This window comes from Pseudolactococcus piscium, assembly GCF_002441695.1.
Taxonomy (GTDB): domain Bacteria; phylum Bacillota; class Bacilli; order Lactobacillales; family Streptococcaceae; genus Pseudolactococcus; species Pseudolactococcus piscium.
This window is the reverse complement of record NZ_JXJW01000005.1, coordinates 32892-55455: the sequence shown is the minus strand read 5'-3', so window position 1 is coordinate 55455 and position 22564 is coordinate 32892. Positions and strand designations below refer to the sequence as shown.

At 39.7% G+C, this 22564-nt stretch carries 17 protein-coding genes; all 17 read left to right on the top strand.

The genetic code is table 11. From position 1 onward, the window contains the following. The first annotated feature begins 9 nt into the window (after positions 1–9). Complete coding sequence (locus RU86_RS03545) at positions 10–1587, top strand: alpha-L-rhamnosidase-related protein (protein WP_096814090.1); 1578 nt, start codon at positions 10–12, stop codon at positions 1585–1587. Then, the gene (locus RU86_RS03540; protein WP_096814089.1) at positions 1588–2493 is read left to right on the top strand and encodes an ROK family protein; all 906 of its coding nucleotides are present in this window, start codon (positions 1588–1590) and stop codon (positions 2491–2493) included. Between the two features lie 582 nt (positions 2494–3075). Then, positions 3076–4722 (top strand): collagen-binding domain-containing protein, encoded by a 1647-nt coding sequence (locus RU86_RS03535; protein WP_096814088.1) that lies wholly within the window; start codon positions 3076–3078, stop codon positions 4720–4722. Between the two features lie 221 nt (positions 4723–4943). Then, positions 4944–5708, top strand: coding sequence for a WxL domain-containing protein (locus RU86_RS03530; RefSeq protein ID WP_096814087.1), 765 nt, complete (start codon positions 4944–4946; stop codon positions 5706–5708). A 20-nt stretch (positions 5709–5728) separates the two neighbouring features. Then, positions 5729–6802, top strand: coding sequence for a WxLIP family cell surface protein (locus RU86_RS03525; RefSeq protein WP_096814086.1), 1074 nt, complete (start codon positions 5729–5731; stop codon positions 6800–6802). A gap of 257 nt (positions 6803–7059) precedes the next feature. Next, entirely contained in the window at positions 7060–7914 is an 855-nt protein-coding gene (locus RU86_RS03520) for an aldo/keto reductase (protein WP_096814085.1), read from the top strand. A 303-nt stretch (positions 7915–8217) separates the two neighbouring features. Beyond that, entirely contained in the window at positions 8218–10881 is a 2664-nt protein-coding gene (locus RU86_RS03515; RefSeq protein ID WP_179296189.1) for a cation-translocating P-type ATPase, read from the top strand. A 125-nt stretch (positions 10882–11006) separates the two neighbouring features. Continuing rightward, a complete protein-coding gene (locus tag RU86_RS03510) occupies positions 11007–12002 on the top strand; it encodes an anti sigma factor C-terminal domain-containing protein (RefSeq protein WP_096814083.1) in 996 nt (331 codons plus the stop codon). Between the two features lie 175 nt (positions 12003–12177). Further along, complete coding sequence (gene clpB / locus RU86_RS03505; protein ID WP_096814082.1) at positions 12178–14772, top strand: ATP-dependent chaperone ClpB; 2595 nt, start codon at positions 12178–12180, stop codon at positions 14770–14772. 156 nt (positions 14773–14928) lie between these two features. Then, positions 14929–15297 carry a GntR family transcriptional regulator gene (locus RU86_RS03500; RefSeq protein ID WP_096814081.1) on the top strand — a complete coding sequence of 123 codons (369 nt, stop codon included), beginning with the start codon at positions 14929–14931 and terminating at the stop codon, positions 15295–15297. After that, positions 15294–16151, top strand: a complete 858-nt coding sequence (locus RU86_RS03495; RefSeq protein ID WP_096814080.1) for an ATP-binding cassette domain-containing protein — start codon at positions 15294–15296, stop codon at positions 16149–16151. The genes RU86_RS03500 and RU86_RS03495 overlap by 4 nt, the downstream gene beginning before the upstream one ends. After that, positions 16151–16879: a hypothetical protein gene (locus RU86_RS03490; RefSeq protein ID WP_096814079.1), complete on the top strand. Its 729-nt coding sequence runs from the start codon at positions 16151–16153 to the stop codon at positions 16877–16879. The genes RU86_RS03495 and RU86_RS03490 overlap by 1 nt, the downstream gene beginning before the upstream one ends. A 291-nt stretch (positions 16880–17170) precedes the next feature. After that, positions 17171–19417: an anaerobic ribonucleoside-triphosphate reductase gene (gene nrdD, locus RU86_RS03485; protein ID WP_425435892.1), complete on the top strand. Its 2247-nt coding sequence runs from the start codon at positions 17171–17173 to the stop codon at positions 19415–19417. A gap of 222 nt (positions 19418–19639) precedes the next feature. Further along, positions 19640–19930, top strand: a complete 291-nt coding sequence (locus RU86_RS03480; RefSeq protein WP_143468084.1) for a hypothetical protein — start codon at positions 19640–19642, stop codon at positions 19928–19930. A gap of 154 nt (positions 19931–20084) precedes the next feature. Further along, positions 20085–20921, top strand: a complete 837-nt coding sequence (locus RU86_RS03475; RefSeq protein WP_096814148.1) for an energy-coupling factor ABC transporter ATP-binding protein — start codon at positions 20085–20087, stop codon at positions 20919–20921. Further along, a complete protein-coding gene (locus RU86_RS03470) occupies positions 20897–21751 on the top strand; it encodes an energy-coupling factor transporter ATPase (protein ID WP_096814077.1) in 855 nt (284 codons plus the stop codon). The genes RU86_RS03475 and RU86_RS03470 overlap by 25 nt, the downstream gene beginning before the upstream one ends. Then, positions 21744–22544, top strand: coding sequence for an energy-coupling factor transporter transmembrane component T family protein (locus RU86_RS03465; protein WP_096814076.1), 801 nt, complete (start codon positions 21744–21746; stop codon positions 22542–22544). The genes RU86_RS03470 and RU86_RS03465 overlap by 8 nt, the downstream gene beginning before the upstream one ends. The last annotated feature ends 20 nt before the right edge of the window (positions 22545–22564 follow it).

The following is a 22564-nucleotide window of genomic DNA, read 5'->3' as shown; positions in this document are numbered from 1 at the left end:
ATAAATTTAATGTCATTTCAATTTCAAATAAACCAGGAAGTCAAGTTTAACTACGATAAAGCACTTTTGGATAAGTCTAAAAAATATATACCTGATACGATAAGTCGAGAGATTCATTTTAAAAATTTAGGACAATTAGTAGAAGATCGTACTAAATTAGAAAATATAACAATTGAGCCAATTACTGATCTTCTTGAAGAACAAAAATACCATAAAGATGATACTTTTATTTTAGATTTTGGGAATCATTATGTGGGACATTTTTCAATCGCTATTAATTCTGTCGGTTCACCAATGGATGCTCCGCTTTATATTAGACTAAGATTTGCGGAGGTCGCTGCAGAACTAAGTCATGAGTCGGAAGAATATGATGGCTGGTTATCAAAAGGGTGGATCCAAGAGGAGTTTGTACATCTAGATGAATTGCCAACAATTTTATCGCTGCCACGTCGCTATGCGTTTAGATATGTAGAAATAAAAATTATGGATACATCGCCTAAATGGTATGCAACATTTTCGGATGCAAAATTGAAAACTGCGCTTAGTGTTGATGAGGAAAATGTAAAACTACCTAAAATAGATGATCAAGAGTTAGAAAGAATCTATCAAGTTGCAATTAAAACCCTTGCTGATTGTATGTCTGATGTGTTTGAAGATGGTCCAAAAAGGGATCGCCGCCTATGGTTGGGTGATTTGAGGTTGCAAGCCTTATCTAATTATAAAAGTTTTCAGCAGAACGATTTAGTTAAGAGATGTCTTTATTTGTTTGCTGGAATGACAAGCGTTGATGGTCGGATATCAGCAAATGTTTTTACGAAACCTAAAGCTAATCCAGATGATACCTTTTTGTTTGATTATTCACTATTCTTTATTTCAGTTTTACATGATTTTATTGAAAATGAAAACGAAAGTGAAGTATTAGCAGAGTTATACCCAATAGCTAAAAAACAGATGGATTATAGTTTAAACTTTATTAAGCCGGACGGTCATATCGACTGTCCTGACGACTATCCTGTATTCGTTGATTGGTCGAATGAGTTCTCGAAAGATGTATGCGCACAAGCGGTTATAATTTATACTTTGAAACAATTTATACAGTTAACAAATAGATTGGGTCAAGATACAAGAAAGTATCAACTTATGCTTGATAATCTTGAAACTTATGCTAAAGATGTGCTTTTTAATAGCGATAAAAATATGTTTCAATGTGTAAATGGAGAATTTAATATAGCAAGTCAGGTTTGGATGGTGCTAGCTCAAGTTTTTCCAAAAGAGATTAACAAGTCTATTATGGGGACTGCATATAAGGAGTTTTTCCCAATTAGAGGAATTGCGACACCTTATATGTATCACCATATTACAGAAGCGCTATTCATGTCGGATCATTATGAAAAAGCCGTATCATTAATGAAAAACTATTGGGGAAAGATGATAGATCTAGGTGCGGATACTTTCTGGGAAGCTTTTGATCCAAATCAACCAGATTATTCGCCATATGGTAGCCCAATTATATCAAGTTACTGTCACGCATGGAGTTGTACGCCAATTTATTTAATTCATAAATATGTATTAGAGAGTAATGAATAAATGGATTATTTTAGCATTGATATAGGTGGCACCTTCATAAAATACGGGGTAGTTGATCACTCTGGAGTTTTGCTAAGTTCAAATAAAATTAAAACACCTGCTACATTATCTGAATTTATTGAAGGTGTGTTTCAGCTGATTATGCCTGTAAAAGATAGGATAAAAGGCATAGGTGTTAGTGTACCAGGAAAAGTTGATACGCGTACAGGGGTTATCTATTTTGGTGGTGCTTTAAATTATCTTCATAAATGTCCATTAAAAAAAATAATTGAAGAAAAATTTAATATACGCTGTGAACTTTCTAATGATGGGAAAGCTGCAGCTTTAGCAGAACTATGGCTAGGGAATTTAAAAGGAGTTAAGCATGGCGCTGCAATTGTTTTAGGAACAGGTGTAGGGGGTGGCTTGATAATCAATGGGGAGCTATTTCAAGGAAGTGACTACCAGGCAGGTGAACTGAGTTTTATGATTCCATCCTCAAAGTTTGTTAATGAGAACGATATGCTTGGGATGTCGCATTCAGCTATCAATTTTATAAAAAAGGCAACTGAAATGTTAGGCATTTCTGATGCAACAGATGGCATGTCAGTGTTTAAATATATCAAAAATAAACAAAATACTAAAGTAAATAAATTATTTGATAGTTATTGTGAAAAAATAGCAATTTTAATCATTAATTTACAAGCTGTATTAGACATTTCTACTGTTGTTATTGGTGGTGGAATTAGTCAAGACCCCATTCTAATAGATAATATAATAATTCACTATAAGAATATTAGGAAAAAATCAAAAATAATTGAGCTATCTTTGAAGTTAATGACAATAAAGTCATGTCGATTTTTGAGTGATGCTAATTTATTAGGAGCTGTCTATCAGTTGTTATCAGTAATTGATCAAGAAAATTAATATTGTCCAAAAGGAGGGATTACGACTAAAAAGAATAGGATTATAAAATTTAAAAAACAATTCCAATGTATTGTGCACCCATAAACTGAACAAAACCTCGAATGTATAGATTCGAGGTTTTTGTTGATACATTTAGTATCGTAATAATGAATCTAAGTTATGATTGTTTGTTTAAGCTCATCAAATGACGGATATTCATTTTGCTAGACCTCCTTTTCCTTTTTTACTTATCTTACCAAATGTTGTGAATTGTGTGAGATGAATGTTAAACAAGTATTACTACATAAATGATTGTCACGATAGAATGCTATTTCTATAATGATTATTTTATCTATTCCTCATATTAATAGGGGAAATAGTGTTTGATTTCCTTTCTAATCCTATATATTGAGGATAGATCACTATCTATATTTATGATAAAAAAATGATAAAAATAATACAATTACAGATCGCTTTTACTAATATTTTTTTTACAAGTTGCTCATTTGTAGCTGATAATGCTGAGTTCAAACTGTTTACAATTAAAAAGAAATATAATATAATGTAATTAAATTTACTAAAAATAGATAAAAGAGGATAGGTTTGTTTTGGAAATATAAGCATGTCATGTTAGTCGTGCTGTTTATGATTTTGAGTGTTCAGATTGGTAGCATCATTGCTAGTGCGACAACAAATGATCATCAGACAACTAGTTTAGCAGCTACGGACTCGGATAACAAGAATGGGTCTGAAAGTAAGTCAGCTGCTTCAAAAAATGTGACGCAATCTGATGCAGAGACGTCTCCTCAAAAAGAGACGACATCTAGTCAATCTGATGAAGCAGAATCACATGAGACATTGCCGACAGCTGTTAGAGACACCTTACCAGCTGCGGGGACTTGGCAGAGTGATTTTAAGACGGTTGATAACACGAATGTCTTGGGGATTGCTGGACAGTTTACCATTTTCTCAAGGGAGATTGATGCAAATGCCAATCACCCAATTAAAGGAAATTTTGCGACACAGCTACTGGTGACGAGTGACCAAAATCAAAATGGTAGTGATGGCATATCCTATATACAAAAATTATCTGTGATACCGGGCGTCTATACAAATTTTGGCGGGGATAAACTGATACTTGGACAGGGGCTAACATATACCAAAAATTTTAAAGATGGCAAACCAGGGATTAATCAGATTAAACTAGAAAGTAGTCCTAAAAATGGCTTTCGTCAAGACAAATCAGGCAGTCGTTACATTGATATTGATTCGGAATTCGGTAGATTAACCGGTAATTCAAAAAAAATAGCTGACTATTCGAAAAATAATCGGCCAATAGTCACAAACTATTATGGGTCAATAACGCTAGATACGAGTAAAATTACGGCGACTCAACATGTCAAATATATTGTCTTAAAGCCATCCGATATACATGATAACGAGAGGATTTCCATAACAGGATTAGCATCTGATGAGTCAGTTGTCATCACATTTGATACGTCAGGTATTAGCCGTGTAGCCTTTCAGAATTTGAGTTTTTATAATGGCACAGAGAATAGATCTATTTTATTTAACTATTATAATTTGGCCAATGAAACAGCCTATCAAGGCGATATTGCATGGGGAACACAACAGTCAAGTGGTCCTAAATATGCAATATTGGCACCACAAGCGACAGTCACCTTGGCACAGATATCATTTCAGGGCAATATCATTGCAAAGAAATTTGTTAGCCAATATATGGGTAACCAAAATGGAGATTTCTCGGATATCCCAGTGCCAACGGATAAGCCACCTGTTAAGCCTAAATCTTTATTGTCTGTTCCAAATCTCACATTTGGCAAGGCGATTTTGCACAGTAAAGATGCACCGATGGGGGATTGGGATGGTAGGTTTACCCTTCAGGCAAGCAAGGGTGATAATGTTCGAATCAATGTCGCCCTAGTAGATCCTTTTACTAATGCTGCTGGTGTTAAGGCTGACCAAGTTAGTTGGCAATTACTGCATAGTAATTACCAAAATGGTCAGGTCATAACAACTGCCCAAAACATGACAAATTCGTCAGCTCAGATAAGTTACTGGGTTTGGCAAGATGATGGGCAAGGAAATTTACTACAAGATTGGCAATACAATGAAGGAAATCAAGTCAATGATTTTTATAAGATTAATATTGGCAATTTAGCCAGTGTCACGGATACGGGTGATTATACAGCTAAATTAAGGTGGACGATAGTAGATGGCCCGTCATAGTAGGTTCTCCAGAACAGACATGACTGTAGGCCATGGATTATATATAGTTATAAAGCGCAGGCGATTTGATACTAGGTTTGAGCCATCAGACCTAGTAGCCGCATTGCCGAGAAAAGACGAAAATAGCCAGAAAAATTTAATAGGTTAACAAATAGGCCAATTGATTAGCTGACCTATTAAACTTATCAATGATATTTTGAGTAAAGAAAGGTAACAATAACATGATGAACAAGAAATTAGTGACACTTACAGGAGCAGCAGCTTTAGGCTTATCAATGATCTCCGCTGGTATCGTCTCTGCCGCAGAAAAGAGTTTAGATTCAAATGCCAAAATCACGTTCACGGAAGATAACAGTTCAAAGTCACCATTAGATCCAACGACACCGACAAATAATGATAACACGCAAAATGCGATCAGTCCGATCGATACGGTTACTGGTGATACACCAAATAAAGGGACTACAGGACCATTATCGATTGATTTTGCGTCGTCATTTAATTTCGGCTCACATGAGATGGCCTCAGTTAGTAAGACATATTACGCTTTGCCACAAACGTATTCACAGAAAACGGAAAGTAAAGCCACCGATACAACAGGTCCTAACTTTGTTCAGGTAACTGACGTACGTGGGGGAGATTTCAAAGGGTGGTCGTTGAAAGTCAAACAGAATGGTGACTTAAAGACACAAAGTGGATCCGTACTAAAAGGGGCTACAGTGAGCATCAAAAATGGTAATGTCCTAAATGGTAACGGTGGGTCAAGTACAATTTCCGGCGCCAGCCAAACAATCACTGTAACAACAGCAGATTCAGATGTTATGGGTGCTAAAGCTGGTGAAGGATATGGCTCATGGTTATACCGTATGGGGACGAAAGATACGGCTGGAACAAGTGTATCATTAACTGTTCCAGGCGATACACCTAGAGTAGCAGAAGCCTATACAACGACGCTGACTTGGACTTTATCTGACACAGCTGTTAAATAATCGTGAAAGTATCAGTTTATATGACTTCAAAAAAAATACAAGCACGTTTACTACTTGCAATCCTGTTATGCTTATCTTTTTTTATAGGTATTGGTCAGGTAAGTGCTTCAGCAGCTAACTTTTCGGTTAATACGATTATTCCCGAGAATCAAATTGACAAATCTAAGACCTATTTCAATCTTAAAATGGGGCCAGATCAAAGACAATTTATTACGACAACACTAAAGAATGAAACAGAAAAGGCAGTAACGGTAGAGGTTAGTCTTAACTCCGCTAAGACTAACGCCAATGGTCTGATTGAGTATGGCAACAATACCATCAAAAAAGATGCATCATTAGCCTATCCCTTAGATACCTTAATGACAGGTCCCACAAGTGTGGTGATACCTGCTCATGAATCAAAAGATGCCATATTTCAGATTACCATGCCAAGTCAATCCTTTGACGGGATTATTTTGGGCGGCTTGACCTTCCAGCAAAAATCAAGTGAAGTCACACAAGATGCAAGTAAAGCAGGCACAAGTGTTCAAAATGAATATGCCTATGCTGTTGCGGTCGTCTTACGTGAAACAGACACGCCTGTCTTTCCTAATTTAAACTTGCTGACTGTCAAACCTGGTCAAGAAAATTATCGGAATGTTATCATTACGACGATTCAAAATGATCAGGCAGCCATCTTGTCTGATGTCAAAGTCGATGCGGCAATCTATGCAAAAAATGGTAAAAAACCTGTTTATAGTTCTACCAAGAATGACTTACAGGTGGCGCCTAATTCGTCATGGGTGTATCCGATTTCTTTAGAGAATACTAAGATGGAAGCGGGGACCTACACCTTACGCATGACAGTTTCTGGGACATCTGCTAATAAAAGCAAGACCTGGACCTTTAGTAAGACCTTTAAGATTGCTGAAAAAGAAGCGCGTGAGCTCAACAAATCAGCTGTCGATGTCAAGGCCAATACCAATGCCAAGTCGATCAACTGGCTACTAATCGCTGTTATCTGCTTAATCATTTTGGTTGTGATTTTGATTCTCCTGTTTTTATTAAAAAATAAGCGAGAAAAGCAATCAGTCGACACTAATAGTCACGATTAAAAATGGCTAAGCTTTAGGGAGACCTAATGCTTAGTTTTTTATCGTCTTGTGATAACAGGACTGATTAAAAGTAGGCTAGAAAAGGTTTGACAAGATGCTCTTGAATTCCCATTTTAATTAATTGCCAAAGGTTTATCAGTAGTTTATAATTTAAATGAGAGTTGTTCAGCCTTCATCTGAGTTAATGCTCATACTAAAAAGAAGATGACCTTAGGCTGCTTTTTTAGGTTTTCTTAAGGTCACAAAGGAGAAACAAGATGGCTTTAGCAGATACATATACCTTAAATAATGGTGAAAAAATTCCTGTTGTTGGGTTTGGCACTTGGCAAACACCAGATGGTGAGGTGGCAGAAGCTTCCGTAATCTCAGCGATTGAAGCAGGTTACCGCCATATTGATACAGCGGCTATCTATGGCAATGAAACGTCGATTGGTCATGGCATTGCTAAATCTGGCATCACGCGTGAAGACCTATATGTGACAACTAAATTATGGAATGATAATGTTACCTATGAGGCGGCAGCAGCGGCGATCGATGAAAGTTTGTCAAAACTTGGTCTTGACTATCTGGATCTTTACTTGATTCACTGGCCAAATCCTTCGGCAATTCGTGAAACGATCGGGTTTGAAAAACGTAATGCTGATGTGTGGCGTGCCATGGAAGATGCGGTTCGCGCTGGCAAAATCAAATCAATCGGTATCTCGAATTTCCGTGAGCATCACATCGAAGCCTTGCTTAAAACAGCTGAGATATTACCAGTTGTGAATCAGCTTTATATCAATCCAAGTGATCAACAAGAAGCCGTTGTTGCCTATAACACAGCACATAGTATCTTGACACAAGCCTACTCACCTTTAGGACGAGGTGAACTTTTGGCAGTGCCAGCCTTGGTTGAGATTGCTGAAAAACATGGTAAGTCGACTGCACAAGTGATCCTAAAATGGTCACTACAAAAAGGCTTTCTACCATTGCCTAAATCAGTGACACCATCACGGATTATTGAGAATGGCAATTTGTTTGATTTTGAGCTATCAGACCAAGAAATTACTTTGATAGATGGCCTTCATGGGGCAGGTAGCTTGACAAGTAATCCTGACGAAGTCGGACATTAAGCAGTCTTATGAGCGCAATCACTTGAAAAACTTAAGATATTTGGTATAATAAAGAAGAACTCAAGGGAGTAGCAAGCAGTTTATCTGCGTTTCTATCGTCATTACAGCCATAATTGGCTCGGTAGTTACTTAATTTGCGAGACTTGTAGCTGATGCTACAGGTCTCTTTTTTGATAATGTCATGTCGTTTTGTAGAAAGCACGATGTGGGCTTGTCAAAAATGTCTTGCTACCTATTTGACCGGAGTTGACAACGAATAGGCAGTTAAGCTGTCTATAGCACTTATTACATAAGGAGAGTATTTTGTCGGAGAAAAAAGTCTACATACAGAGCCCAGATGAGGTCTTATCAGATTTGACGACCACTAAAAAAGGGTTGACGTCGAGCGAAGCTGCAGCACGCCTTGCCAAATATGGTAAAAACGAGCTAGATGCTGGTGAGAAAAAGACATTGTTGATGAAGTTCTTGGAGCAATTCAAGGATTTGATGATCATCATTTTGATCGCAGCAGCTGTCTTATCAGTCGTAACCAGTGGTGGTAAGGATATCAGTGATGCCATCATTATCATGGCGGTCGTTATAATTAATGCGATTTTTGGTGTTTACCAAGAAGGTAAAGCAGAAGCTGCTATTGACGCGCTCAAGTCGATGTCAACACCATCAGCACGCGTGCGTCGTGATGGCCATGTCGAAGAGATCTTATCTGATTTACTCGTTCCTGGTGATATTGTCTCACTTGAAGCAGGTGATGTTGTGCCAGCTGACATGCGTTTACTAGAAGTTAACTCGCTTAAAATTGAAGAAGCAGCTTTGACAGGTGAGTCAGTACCAGTCGAGAAAGATTTAGCAGTAGCAGTAGCTGCTGATGCTGGTATCGGTGACCGTGTGAATATGGCCTACCAAAACTCTAACGTGACCTATGGTCGTGGCTTAGCAGTCGTTGTGGCGACAGGTATGTCAACAGAAGTTGGTAAAATCGCCTCTATGCTCCAAAATGCTGAGGAAACGGATACACCACTTAAGCAAAATCTGAATAATTTATCCAAAATTTTGACCTATGCGATTTTACTGATTGCGGCGTTGACATTTGTGATTGGTGTCTTCTTACAAGGGCATCCACCGCTTGAAGAATTAATGACTTCCGTTGCACTTGCTGTTGCAGCGATTCCAGAAGGCTTGCCTGCGATTGTTACCATTGTACTTGCCCTAGGCACACAAGTCTTATCTAAGAAGCATGCGATTGTCCGTAAATTACCAGCTGTTGAAACCTTAGGGTCTACTGAGATTATCGCATCTGATAAGACAGGTACCTTAACGATGAACCAGATGACTGTCGAAAAAATATATACTAACGGCATCTTGCAAGATGCAACAGATGACATCTCTTTTGATGATATGACTTTACGTGTCATGAACTTTGCTAATGATACTAAGCTATCACGTGAAGGTAAACTGATCGGTGATCCTACTGAAACGGCACTTGTTCAATATGGTATTGATCATAATTATGTCTTACGTGATGTCTTAAAAGTCGAACCACGTGTTGCTGAGTTGCCATTTGATAGTGATCGTAAACTCATGAGTACGGTGCACAAGATTACAGATAATGAGTTCTTAGTCGCTGTTAAAGGGGCACCAGATCAGCTCTTAAAACGGATTACTAAAAAAATGGTTGGTGATCAAGTTGTTGAGATGACACAAGCTGACCGGGATGACATTTTAGCACTAAACCAATCTCTTGCTAAACAAGCACTTCGTGTCCTGATGATGGCTTATAAATATGAAAGTCAAGTGCCTGAACTTGAGAGTGAGACACTAGAAAATGACTTAATCTTTGCTGGCTTAATCGGGATGATTGACCCTGAACGTAAAGAAGCTGCTGAAGCGGTTCGGGTTGCCAAAGAAGCGGGTATCCGCCCCATCATGATTACAGGTGACCACCAAGATACAGCTGAAGCGATTGCTAAACGTCTGGGGATTATTGATGAAGGTGATACAGAAGATCATGTCTTTACTGGTGCAGAGCTTAATGAATTGTCTGACGAAGAATTCCAGAAAGTCGTGTCACAATACTCGGTCTATGCCCGTGTTTCACCAGAACATAAAGTCCGTATCGTAAAAGCGTGGCAAAATGAAGGTAAAGTCGTTGCCATGACTGGTGATGGTGTCAATGATGCACCTGCACTTAAAACGGCAGATATCGGTATCGGTATGGGGATCACAGGTACGGAAGTATCTAAGGGTGCCTCTGATATGGTGCTTGCAGATGATAACTTTGCGACGATCATCGTGGCTGTTGAAGAAGGGCGTAAAGTCTTCTCAAATATCCAAAAAACGATCCAATACTTGCTTTCAGCCAACACTGCTGAGGTCTTGACGATTTTCCTAGCAACCTTGTTTGGTTGGGATGTTTTAGAACCAGTTCACTTACTTTGGATTAACTTAGTAACGGATACCTTCCCAGCGATTGCTTTGGGTGTTGAACCTGCTGAACCAGGTGTGATGACGCATAAACCGCGTGGTCGTAAGGCTAGCTTCTTTAGTGGTGGCGTCTTGTTTGCAACAATCTACCAAGGCTTATTACAAGCAGCACTTGTTTTAGGTGTTTATGGTGCAGCCATTACTTGGCCTGTCCATTCTGGAGATGCCATGCATGCGGATGCCTTAACGATGGCCTTTGCAACACTTGGCTTAATCCAACTCTTCCATGCCTTTAATGCCAAGTCGGTCTACCAGTCTATCTTGACTGTCGGTGCCTTCCGAAGCAAGACCTTTAATATCTCGATAGTTGTATCCTTCATTTTACTTGGTGTGACGATCGTCGTGCCAGGATTTAACCAGATTTTCCATGTGACGCATTTAGATAGTTACCAGTGGGCAATGGTGATTGGTGGGTCATTCTCTATGATTATCATTGTAGAAATTATCAAAGCCATCCAACGTGGATTAGGACTAGATAAAAAATAAACCAGCTTTAATGGAGAATCCTTTGTCAGATTGACGAGGATTTTTCGCCATTTTATTGGCAAGAAGCCTTATTTTATTAAAGAAGTCCCGATGATAAGTGGCAGAAGAGAAAGGGAGTGTAAGGTATGACGGTAGACTTTGATCATGTTATCAAAAGAGAAAAGCGAAAGCAGCGACTGGTTACAAGTGGCATTTTGTTAGTCGCTGTGGTCCTGATATTAGGTGTAGGGGTTACGGCGGTAAAGCAACGGATGGTAAGTCAATATCGTGCTGCACAAAAGGTAGCAATGATTACGGATATGATTGAATCACCTAATGTGACGTCAACTTCTCATTATTTGGCGGAGTCAGGCCTTTTCAACAGGCGACTAAAAAGCGACCGCTTTAAAAATATAGATGGCTATCTGGTTAAGACAGCCCCTCTAGAAATTAATTTTAGCCTATTCAGTGTCGGCTATGGTGGTGGGACGCAGCTGCCAATCACTGTACCGATTTCAAAGACAAAAACAATTGGGGCCTTTAACCGGGAAAATGGGGAGAAGCTCCCGCTATTTTTCAACCCAAAACATGAGGCAATCAAAAAAGCAACTGAAGCTGATACAACACATGAGTCCCAGACCTTAACAGACTTACAAAAGCACGTGGCAGAGGTTGCCATCTCTTTCAAGGAACCGATGACCTATGCGGAGATACAGGCTAAGATTCCGGATAATTTACTGATTAATTGGTATTGGCTGGGGATGGCAAGCGACAAATTATCTGTGACCGACACGATAGGTAAAGTGATTGGTATCAATGCAAATGAAATGGGTCAATTAACCGATACCCTAGGAAAATCGAGTCGAGCGACTGACTGGACCAGACATAACTATCCAGATTTTGTTGCTGCTGTACAAGCAGCAGCGGCTACACGAAAATTCAACAGTAGCGGTATTGATATCTATCAAGATGCGCTACGACAGATTAAGACTTATCCGACTTTAAAGCAGGCGAAATTTTCTGGTATTATCGTCAGTGGTCGAACAGAGAATCTAGCACAGTTAGATAGTCAAGCCTATATTTATGCGACAAACGTTGGTCTTGATGCTGAAATTTTACCTTATATAGCGCCAACAAAATAAGTCTAAAAAATCGCCCAGGAGGCGATTTTTTGACTAGTATGGGCTATCTGAATGTCATTTTGACACGATCAAGGTAATTTGTTTGACCTTTACTGACCAAAGCTGTATAATAGGCTTTAGAGATAAAAAATCTCTAGAAATAAGACAATTATCTTCTTATGAGGAGGAATCAAACATGCAAATAGAAAAAATGACAACAACGCTACAAGAAGCCTTGGCTGAAGCACAAAAAATAGCTCAGGTTCGACAACATCAATCGATCGAAATCGCCCATCTCTGGAAAGTCTTAATTCAACCAGGCCAATTTTCGCGTGACTTTTATCAGGAATTAGGTCTCGATCTAGCTGCTTTTGAAGCGATTATTGATCAGGAACTAGACAAAATATCAGTCATAACAGGTAGTAACATCGCTTATGGTCAAAACCTGAGTCAAAACTTGTTTCATCTGTTTAGTCAGTCAGAACATATCGCGACAGGATTCAAGGACGAGTTTCTTTCAACTGAAACTGTCTTGCTAGGCTTATATGCACAGCAGCATAACCCATTAGCTCAGTACCTCAAGTCACAAGGGATCACTGAAAAACTGGTCAAGGAAAAAATAACAAGTATGAGAGGAGGTAGTTCAGTGACAAGCCAAAATCAGGAAGCGCAGTATGATGCCTTAAAAAAATATGGTGAGGATTTGGTCGCAAAAGTCCGTACTGGTAAAATGGATCCAGTTATCGGTCGTGATGAAGAGGTTCGTGATGTGGTCCGTATCCTATCACGTAAGACGAAAAATAATCCAATCCTTATCGGTGAACCGGGTGTTGGTAAAACAGCCATCATAGAAGGACTCGCACAACGGATCGTTAAGAAAGATGTGCCGACAAACTTGCAGGATAAAACGATTTTTAGCTTGGACATGGGTGCCCTGATCGCCGGGGCCAAATTCCGTGGTGAATTTGAAGAACGGTTGAAATCTGTTTTGAATGAGGTCAAAAAGTCGGATGGACAAATCATCCTCTTTATAGATGAGATTCATACCATCGTTGGTGCGGGTAAAACAGAAGGGTCCATGGATGCGGGGAATCTCCTTAAGCCAATGCTGGCAAGAGGTGAGTTACATCTCATCGGTGCGACAACCCTAGATGAATACCGTCAAAATTTTGAAAAAGATAAGGCCTTGGAACGGCGTTTCCAAAAGGTTTTGGTTAAAGAACCGACGGTTGAAGATACGATTTCAATCCTTCGTGGGTTAAAGGACCGGTTTGAGGTCCATCATGGTGTCAAGATTCATGATAACGCCTTGATTGCAGCGGCAACCCTATCTAATCGCTATATTACAGATCGTTTCTTACCGGATAAGGCCATCGATCTAGTGGATGAGGCCAGTGCAACGATTCGTGTTGAGATGAATTCATCGCCAACTGAGTTAGACCAAATCACGCGTAAGCTGATGCAGCTTGAAATTGAAGAGGAAGCCCTTAAAAAAGAGACAGATGATGCCTCTAAAAAACGCCTTCTCTTACTACAAGAAGACCTTGCCAATACACGAGAAAAGGCAAATAGTCTGAAGATGCGTTGGGAAACCGAGAAAGAAGCAGTTGAAGGGATTCATGTTAAGCGTGCCGAATTAGAACAAGCTCGGATTGATCTAGAGACAGCAGAAAATGACTATAACTTAGAGCAAGCGGCGATCTTACGACATGGGACGATTCCTAAACTTGAGAAAGAAGTGCTGGCATTAGAAACAGCTCAAGCTGCAGATACGAGCAATCATCTAGTGCAGGAGTCTGTTACAGCTCAAGAAATAGCGGAAGTGATTGGTCGTTTGACAGGTATTCCTGTGACCAAGCTTGTCGAAGGTGAAAAAGAGAAACTCTTGCATCTAGCTGATACGCTACACCAACGGGTCGTCGGACAAGATGAAGCCGTTGATGCAGTAGCTGACGCCATTATCCGTAGTCGTGCGGGCTTACAAGACCCAAATCAACCACTTGGCAGTTTTCTATTTCTGGGACCAACAGGTGTTGGTAAAACAGAACTAGCAAAAAGTCTGGCCGAAGAATTGTTTGACTCGGAAAGTCATATGGTTCGCATCGACATGAGTGAATACATGGAAAAACACAGTATCTCACGCTTAGTTGGTGCACCTCCAGGCTATGTTGGCTATGATGAAGGCGGACAGTTGACAGAGGCTGTGCGTCGGAATCCATATACGATTGTCCTTTTGGATGAAATCGAAAAAGCACATCCGGATGTCTTTAATATCCTCCTGCAAGTTTTGGATGATGGTCGCTTGACGGACTCAAAAGGTGTCGTGGTTGACTTTAAAAACACAGTATTGATTATGACGTCAAACATCGGCTCAAGAACCATGCTAGATGGGATTACAGATGACGGTGTGCTAGAAAATACGACCAAAGAAGCTGTCCTGGATGAGCTAAGACAACACTTCAAACCTGAGTTTTTAAATCGGATTGATGATACGATTCTCTTTACGCCACTGACACTCGCTGTGGTCAAACAAATCATTGATAAGATTGTCCATCAGTTATCTGAGCGTCTGGCACAACAAGATATCAAGCTTGAACTCACTCAAGATGCAATTGACTGGATTGCTAAAAATGCTTATGAGCCTGAGTATGGGGCTAGACCTATCAAACGCTTCATGACCAAGCATTTGGAAACACCACTGGCAAAAGCATTAGTAGGTGGTCAAGTTACACCAAACACCCTCGTTCTTGTTGGTATGAAGGATGACATGCTCATATTTGATACAAAATAAGATTCAAACATCCTGCTGGAAGTAGGGTGTTTTTTTATAAAAAAAATTTACTTAGGTGTTGACAGCAGATCATTTTAGTTATATACTTAGTTAGTCAAGTGATTAACCAACTAAGCTGAATATGCTTAAATAATCATAAGTGAACAGGAGGTAATTATGAATTTTGATGAGTCCAATCATCTGCCCTTATTTGAGCAGGTGGCCGAACAGATAGAGGCTGCTATCTTAAGTGGTGCGTTTCCAGAGTTAAGTCAGATTCCATCAACGACTGAAATTTCTAAGCAGTTTCAAATTAATCCGGCGACTGTCTTGAAGGGCATGAACCTATTAGTAGATAAGCAGATTATTGAGAAAAAAAGAGGGATAGGTGTATTTGTGAAACAAGGTGCTAAACAAATCATTCAGGAAGAAAAAAGAACGTATTTCTTTACTCAAGAAATTAGTCAACTGGTGCTGGAAGCCAAGCGGCTAGATATTTCTCTAGCTGAGTTAATCGAGCAAATAGAAAGTGGGTATCAAGCATGAGTCTAACAGTAGCAAACATCCAAAAATCGTATCGCAAACAGGCCGTTTTAACAGATGTGAGTATTGACTTTAAAGAGGATACGATTTACGGTTTACTTGGTCGAAATGGTGCGGGTAAGAGTACCTTACTAAACATTATTAGTGCCCGAATTTTTGCTGATTCAGGTAAGGTGATGCTGGATTCACAACGTTTAATTGGTAATGAAGTCCTACAAAATCGTCTATTTCTAATGAGTGAGGATAATCTCTATCCAAAAGCAATGAAGGTGAATAAAATCTTCAAATTAACGGAAGCCTTCTACGGTGGATTTGACTGGGAACTAGCCAATCACTTAACGCAGGCCTTCAATCTCAATCCTAAATTAGCTTTCAAAAAGTTATCAACAGGTTACAGAAGTATTTTGAAATTAATCGTCGCACTTTCGGTACCAGCTGACTACATTTTCTTAGATGAACCAATCTTAGGACTGGATGCCAGCCATCGTGATTTATTTTACCGGACTTTAATTCAGACTTATAGCGATAGACCCAGAACAATCGTGATTTCGACACATTTGATCGAAGAGATTGCAAATATTATCGAAGAATTTATTATTGTCGATAATGGTCAAGTCATCGAGCAAAAATCTGGTGAAGCCATTAAGCAGTCTGGCGCGACAATTTCAGGATCACAAGCCTTGGTCGCATCATTTACTGAAGGGATGGACGTGATTGGTAAGGATGGTTTGGGCGGTTTGGTTAGTTATTATGTACGTGACTATCAAGCACAAGTTGTTCCGGAAGGCATCAGTGTATCGCCACTGAATTTACAAGCTTATTTCGTGCAAGTGACACAAAGAGAGGGAGAAGCATAATGAAACTTAAAACAGCCATGACCTATCGGTTCATCTATCAATTAAAATCATTGGGTATTTTCTATCTCTACTTTGTACTCTTTACGCTTATCTTTCCAGCTATGGCGATTTTCGTTGCTGGCGGTACCTTGTCTTCCCAATCAGATCTCATGTTCCCGGCTATTATTTTTGCCTTCGTCGTTGCACTCATTGGGATACAAACAGACTTTAAATTTTTTATTCAAAATGGTATGAATCGCTTGCATATCTTGTTGACGAATATCCTGACAAATTTTGTGATTAGTAATATCATTGCGCTTACCATGTTGTTATTTTATCAAGTATTTAAATCAATCGCTTTAGCAAATTTTCACTATATGTTTCTCCTGATTGATCAATATAATCCCAAACACCCCCTCTTATATTACGGATTTCTACTTTCCTTTATCTTTTTTGCAACGACACTAGGCGCACTTTGTGGTCTATTCTTTGATCGATTTTCAACAGTTGTTCGGCTAATTATTGGTGCTGGTGTGATCCTGCTACCCTTTCTCTTTGGGACGATTTTCACTTCATTAAGCCATGCTGCTAGACAAGAAGTTGCGACTGCACTTGGTCACTTGATTGGTATATCAGATAAAGGATTAAATGCTACACCACTCTTAATGACGATCCTTGTATTGACTGTGATTAACATCATCATTATTTACTTAATGAACCACCGTCGAGAACTCAGACGTATTTCTTGAGTTTGAAAGTTAAGCTTGTAAAAATGCCAATGGCCTTTTAGCATGAGAATTATATCAGGAAAGACAAGTCGCTTAGCGTTAATAACGGCTTTACAATTAGCATCAAGAGATGTAGCAAACGAATATGTTTAAAACATCACAAAAAATACAAAACAACTTGACAATCCATATATGGTGTGTTAAGTTGTTTTGTTTTGTATAAAAACACTATATATTGTGTTGTCTCTTTACAAGTCATTGAATCAGTGGTAGAATAAAACTAAAGAATTTTTTAGAAATTAGGTAAATGAGATGATGGTTGAGGAAAAAACGCAGACAGTTGCTAGCACGATAGATGTGGTCAAACGCGATGGTCGTCATTTAAGTTTTGAACCAGAAAAAATTTATGAGGCGTTAAGAAAAGCGTCTGATGAATTATCACATATCTCACCAGTTCAAGATGTCAAACTAGCACATTTGACAGAAAAAATCGTTGCGACGATTTTTGATCGATTTAACAAAAATGTACAAATTTATGAAATCCAAAATATTGTGGAACATGTCTTGCTAGATGCTAATGAATATCAACTAGCTGAAGTCTATATTAATTATCGGACAAGACGTGATTTTGCGCGCGCGCAAGCAACAGATATTAACTTTACGATCGATAAATTGATTAATAAAGATCAGTCAGTTGTCAATGAAAATGCAAATAAAGACAGTGATGTCTTTAATACACAACGTGACTTAACAGCGGGGATCGTTGGCAAGTCAATTGGCCTAAAAATGCTCCCATCACATGTCGCCAATGCCCATCAAAAAGGGGATATTCATTTTCATGACTTGGATTATCAACCTTATGCTCCGATGACAAACTGTTGTTTGGTTGATGTCAAAGGCATGCTTCGAGATGGCTTTAAACTGGGGAATGCGATCATCGACAGTCCCAAATCTATCCAGACAGCAGCCGCACAAATTTCACAAATTATCGCAAATGTTGCCTCTAGTCAGTATGGTGGGACATCGGTCAACCGGATAGATGAAGTATTGGCACCCTATGCAGCCTTAAATTTTGCCAAGCATATGGCTGATGCAAAGGAATGGGTAGACCCTGACAAACATGAAGCCTATGCGCGTGCTAAAACCAAGAAAGATATCTATGATGCCATGCAAAGTTTGGAGTACGAGATCAATACGCTCTTTACGTCAAATGGACAAACACCCTTTACCACTTTTGGTTTTGGACTAGGAGAAGATTGGTATGCCTGTGAAATTCAAAAGGCAATTCTTCAAAATCGGATCAAAGGACTAGGTAAAGAAGGCCGGACTGCAATCTTCCCTAAACTGGTGTTCACCATCAAGCGTGGGTTAAATCTAGATAAAGCAGATCCTAATTATGCGATTAAAGTACTAGCTGCAGAATGTGCAACGAAACGGATGTATCCAGATATCGTCAGCTATGATAAAATCGTTGAACTGACTGGCTCTTTCAAAGCACCGATGGGCTGTCGTAGTTTCTTACAAGGCTGGCAGGATGAAGCCGGTCAGGATGTTGTAGATGGTCGGATGAACCTAGGTGTTGTGACACTTAACCTTCCCCGCATCGCACTGGAAGCTAAAGGGGATAAGGCACGATTCTGGCAGATTTTTTCTGATCGCATGAAGGTTATAAAGGACGCCCTAGTTTACAGAGTTGAACGGGTTAAAGAGGCAACGCCAGCTAATGCCCCGATTTTATATGAAAATGGTGCCTTTGGTAAACGCCTCAGCAGAACAGATTCAGTAGATGAGTTGTTCAAAAATAGACGTGCAACAGTTTCTGCAGGCTATATTGGCTTATACGAAGTCGCGACAGCATTTTACGGAGGAGAGTGGGAGTCAAATCCTGAGGCGAAAGCCTTCACACTGGATATCTTACGTGAAATGAAAAAAGCTGCAGATATCTGGTCTGCCGAATTTGATTACCATTTTTCAATCTACTCGACACCTTCTGAAAGCTTAACCGACCGTTTCTGCCAGCTAGATACAGAAAAATTTGGTCAGGTCAAAGATATTACAGATAAGGAATACTATACAAATTCCTTCCACTATGATGTCCGTAAAAATCCGACTCCATTTGAAAAACTTGCTTTTGAAAAAGATTATCCAGTCTACGCCAGTGGTGGCTTCATTCACTACTGTGAATATCCCATGCTCCAACAAAATCCCAAAGCACTAGAAGCTGTATGGGATTATGCCTACGATTTAGTTGGTTATTTGGGGACAAACACACCGATCGACCACTGTTATGCATGTCACTTTGAAGGCGACTTCAAGGCGACAGAACGTGGCTTCCAATGTCCAAACTGCGGCAACACAGACCCTAAGACAGTCGATGTTGTCAAACGGACGTGTGGCTACCTAGGGAATCCACAAGCTCGTCCAATGGTAAATGGCCGTCACAAAGAAATCACGTCTCGTGTCAAACACATGAATGGTTCTATCGGGCATTTATCAAATGGCGATGAGTTAGAGAGCGTCACAGTTGATGCTGCTAAGTCCAAGTTCTTCAAAAAATAAGCAATAAAACAGCAAACTCTGATTTGCTGTTTTTTGCTTTGCAGGATATTTGAATATAATATGTAAAGTAATGGTGCACAACTACAAACACAACTTCCCACTTTTAGGAAAATACTTAATCATGAGCGCTTGCAAATTAGCAACGTATGGATTTTATAGCATTACTTATGATAGAATAAGTTATAAAGATAGTTTTTTTTATAAATGGAGAAGAGGATGGTTATGCGAAACAAAATGATGATAGGGTTAAGGACAATGGGGACTGTAGTGGGGTTAACGATTATAACGTTGTTAGTGACCTATCTAGCAAGTTTTTGTTATACGTTTATGGGAAAAGTAGACATTCGATTACCGTATGGGTTGTTTGAGTCAGTCTATCAAACAACAGCTTCAGGAGGATTTGGCATTAAGATTGCCCATAACCATTCTTTTACAGTGGTTATCATGGTCACGATGTTTTGTTTCACCTTGTTAGTGTCAGGGATAAAAAAGATAAAGCATACACTTCGTTGATGCTATCATGTAAAAACCGTATGGGAAAATATAGTAAACTAGAGTTGCTTGGCTAACTTGTCACTCGCTGTGGTAAGTGGTGCCAAAAAAAATCAACGATAAGGTCCAGTCCTGTCTATTGAGACTTTTAGCGACGTTGTGGTATAATATGGTCATGCAGAAAATTCTGGAAATAAAAAATTTAAGCTATAAATATGATGGAGAAAGCGACATTTACGCGGTAAATGACGTCTCTTTTGATATCTTGCGTGGGGAGTGGGTGTCGATTATCGGGCGTAATGGTTCTGGTAAGTCAACCACAGCACGTTTGATTGATGGCTTGATGGCCGCATCGTCTGGTCAAATCATCATAGATGGCAAGCAATTGACAGAAGAAAATGTGTGGGAACTCCGCCAAAAAATCGGCATGGTTTTCCAAAATCCAGATAATCAGTTTGTCGGCTCAACAGTTGAAGATGATGTTGCTTTTGGTATGGAAAATCAGGGTGTCCCCCGTGTTGAGATGTTGTCACGTGTTGAGGCTGCCTTAGCGCGAGTTGATATGTCTGAGTTTAAAACGAAGGAGCCGGCACGCTTGTCTGGTGGTCAAAAGCAGCGTGTTGCTATTGCAGGTATCGTTGCCTTACGACCAGATATCATCATCCTAGATGAAGCGACGTCGATGCTAGATCCCAAAGGAAGATTAGCGATTGTAGATGTTGTGCGAGAAATCAAGGAGCAGTTTAACTTGACGGTAATCTCGATTACACATGATTTGGATGAAGCCAGTCTATCTGATAAGATTATCGTGATGAAAGATGGTCAGATAGAACAGATTGCGGAGCCCAGTCAACTTTTTCTTAACAATAATTTGGTAGAAATTGGTCTTGATGTGCCATTTTCCGCGAATGTCGCAAATGATTTACGACAAGCTGGCCTAGATATTCCCGAAACATATTTTACAGAAAGCGAGTTAGCTGACTTTTTATGCCAATCAATTTTGACAAAGTAACCTATACCTATCAGCCTAACACTCCTTTCGAAAGTCGGGCCTTGTTTGACATTGACCTAGATATTATCGACGGGAGTTTTACTGCACTTGTTGGGCATACTGGCTCTGGAAAATCGACCTTGCTGCAACAGCTGAATGCTTTATTATTACCGACCTCTGGTACTGTTACGGTCGATGATACCATCATCAAATCAACCAGCAAGGGCAAAGAAGTCAAACCTGTTCGGAAAAAAGTCGGGGTTGTGTTTCAATTTCCCGAAACCCAGTTATTTGATGAAACAGTGCTTAAAGATGTTGCCTTTGGGCCACAAAATTTTGGTGTGTCTAAGGCTGATGCTGAGGCGACTGCGCGTGAAAAATTACGCTTAGTTGGGATTTCTGATGACTTATTTGATCGCTCGCCATTTGAATTATCTGGCGGTCAGATGCGACGTGTTGCCATTGCAGGTATTCTCGCTATGAATCCGAGCGTACTGGTCCTAGATGAGCCAACAGCAGGGCTAGATCCCAAGTCTAGAATTAACATGATGCGCTTGTTTGATAGCATTCATGCGTCAGGGGTTACGTTGATTTTAGTCACGCATCTCATGGATGATGTGGCTGACTATGCCGACATGATGTACGTCTTAGAAAAAGGTCGTATCATCAAATCTGGTCAACCACGTGAGCTGTTTCAAGATGTTAACTTTATGACAGCACACCAATTAGGTGTGCCGAAAGCAACACAGTTTGCCATGCTTTTACAAGCCCGTGGACAGCACTTTGAACAGTTGCCTATCACGCGGACTGAGCTAGTTCACTTACTAACGGAGGCTGCGGCTCATGGATAAATTGATTATTGGGCGTTATATCCCAGGAGATTCGGTGATTCATCGCATGGACCCTCGCAGTAAGCTAGTGGCCATGTTTGCCTTTGTCTTTATCATCTTTTTGGCACACGATGTCGTGGGTTACGGCATTTTGGCCTTGTTCAGTCTACTGGGTGTTCTGATGAGTCGGATTAAACTCTCTTATTTTCTTAAGGGGTTGCGGCCGATGCTAGGCTTGATTTTATTTACGGTCGTCTTTCAGATGTTATTTACGACAGGAGGAGAAGTTCTCTTTCAAATCTGGATTTTAAAAATCACAACTTATTCCTTGCAAAATGCCTTTTTCATTTTTATGCGGTTTGTCTTGATTATCTTTATGTCGACTTTATTGACTTTGACAACACCGCCATTAACCTTAGCTGACGGGATAGAAACGGGTCTAGCACCCTTAAAAAAAATTAAGGTACCTGTTCATGAGATCGGTTTGATGTTATCTATTTCTCTTCGGTTCATCCCGACTTTGATGGATGATACGACCATGATTATGAATGCCCAAAAATCGCGTGGTATGGATTTCGGTGAAGGTAACTTAGTGCAAAAAGTCAAATCGGTTATTCCGATTTTGATTCCGCTTTTTGTCTCTAGTTTCAGACGGGCAGATGATTTAGCTGTTGCCATGGAAAGTCGTGGTTATCAAGGTGGTGACGGTCGCAGTAAATATCGTGTCCTGAAATGGCAAATCTATGATACACTATTACTTATCAGCTTGATTGCTGTCATGGCGATCTTGATTGGCTGGAATACGATTAACTAGAGGAGACTATATGTCTAATA

Bases quoted from the DNA above. Each gene is read 5' to 3' on its own strand.
- RU86_RS03540 (WP_096814089.1), top strand. From the start codon at position 1,588: ATGGATTATTTTAGCATTGATATAGGTGGCACCTTCATAAAATACGGG.
- RU86_RS03520 (WP_096814085.1), top strand. From the start codon at position 7,060: ATGGCTTTAGCAGATACATATACCTTAAATAATGGTGAAAAAATTCCT.
- RU86_RS03480 (WP_143468084.1), top strand. From the start codon at position 19,640: ATGCGAAACAAAATGATGATAGGGTTAAGGACAATGGGGACTGTAGTG.
- RU86_RS03525 (WP_096814086.1), top strand. From the start codon at position 5,729: ATGACTTCAAAAAAAATACAAGCACGTTTACTACTTGCAATCCTGTTA.
- RU86_RS03495 (WP_096814080.1), top strand. From the start codon at position 15,294: ATGAGTCTAACAGTAGCAAACATCCAAAAATCGTATCGCAAACAGGCC.
- RU86_RS03545 (WP_096814090.1), top strand. From the start codon at position 10: ATGTCATTTCAATTTCAAATAAACCAGGAAGTCAAGTTTAACTACGAT.
- RU86_RS03490 (WP_096814079.1), top strand. From the start codon at position 16,151: ATGAAACTTAAAACAGCCATGACCTATCGGTTCATCTATCAATTAAAA.
- RU86_RS03510 (WP_096814083.1), top strand. From the start codon at position 11,007: ATGACGGTAGACTTTGATCATGTTATCAAAAGAGAAAAGCGAAAGCAG.
- RU86_RS03530 (WP_096814087.1), top strand. From the start codon at position 4,944: ATGATGAACAAGAAATTAGTGACACTTACAGGAGCAGCAGCTTTAGGC.
- RU86_RS03500 (WP_096814081.1), top strand. From the start codon at position 14,929: ATGAATTTTGATGAGTCCAATCATCTGCCCTTATTTGAGCAGGTGGCC.
- RU86_RS03475 (WP_096814148.1), top strand. From the start codon at position 20,085: ATGCAGAAAATTCTGGAAATAAAAAATTTAAGCTATAAATATGATGGA.
- RU86_RS03465 (WP_096814076.1), top strand. From the start codon at position 21,744: ATGGATAAATTGATTATTGGGCGTTATATCCCAGGAGATTCGGTGATT.
- clpB (WP_096814082.1), top strand. From the start codon at position 12,178: ATGCAAATAGAAAAAATGACAACAACGCTACAAGAAGCCTTGGCTGAA.
- nrdD (WP_425435892.1), top strand. From the start codon at position 17,171: ATGATGGTTGAGGAAAAAACGCAGACAGTTGCTAGCACGATAGATGTG.
- RU86_RS03470 (WP_096814077.1), top strand. From the start codon at position 20,897: ATGCCAATCAATTTTGACAAAGTAACCTATACCTATCAGCCTAACACT.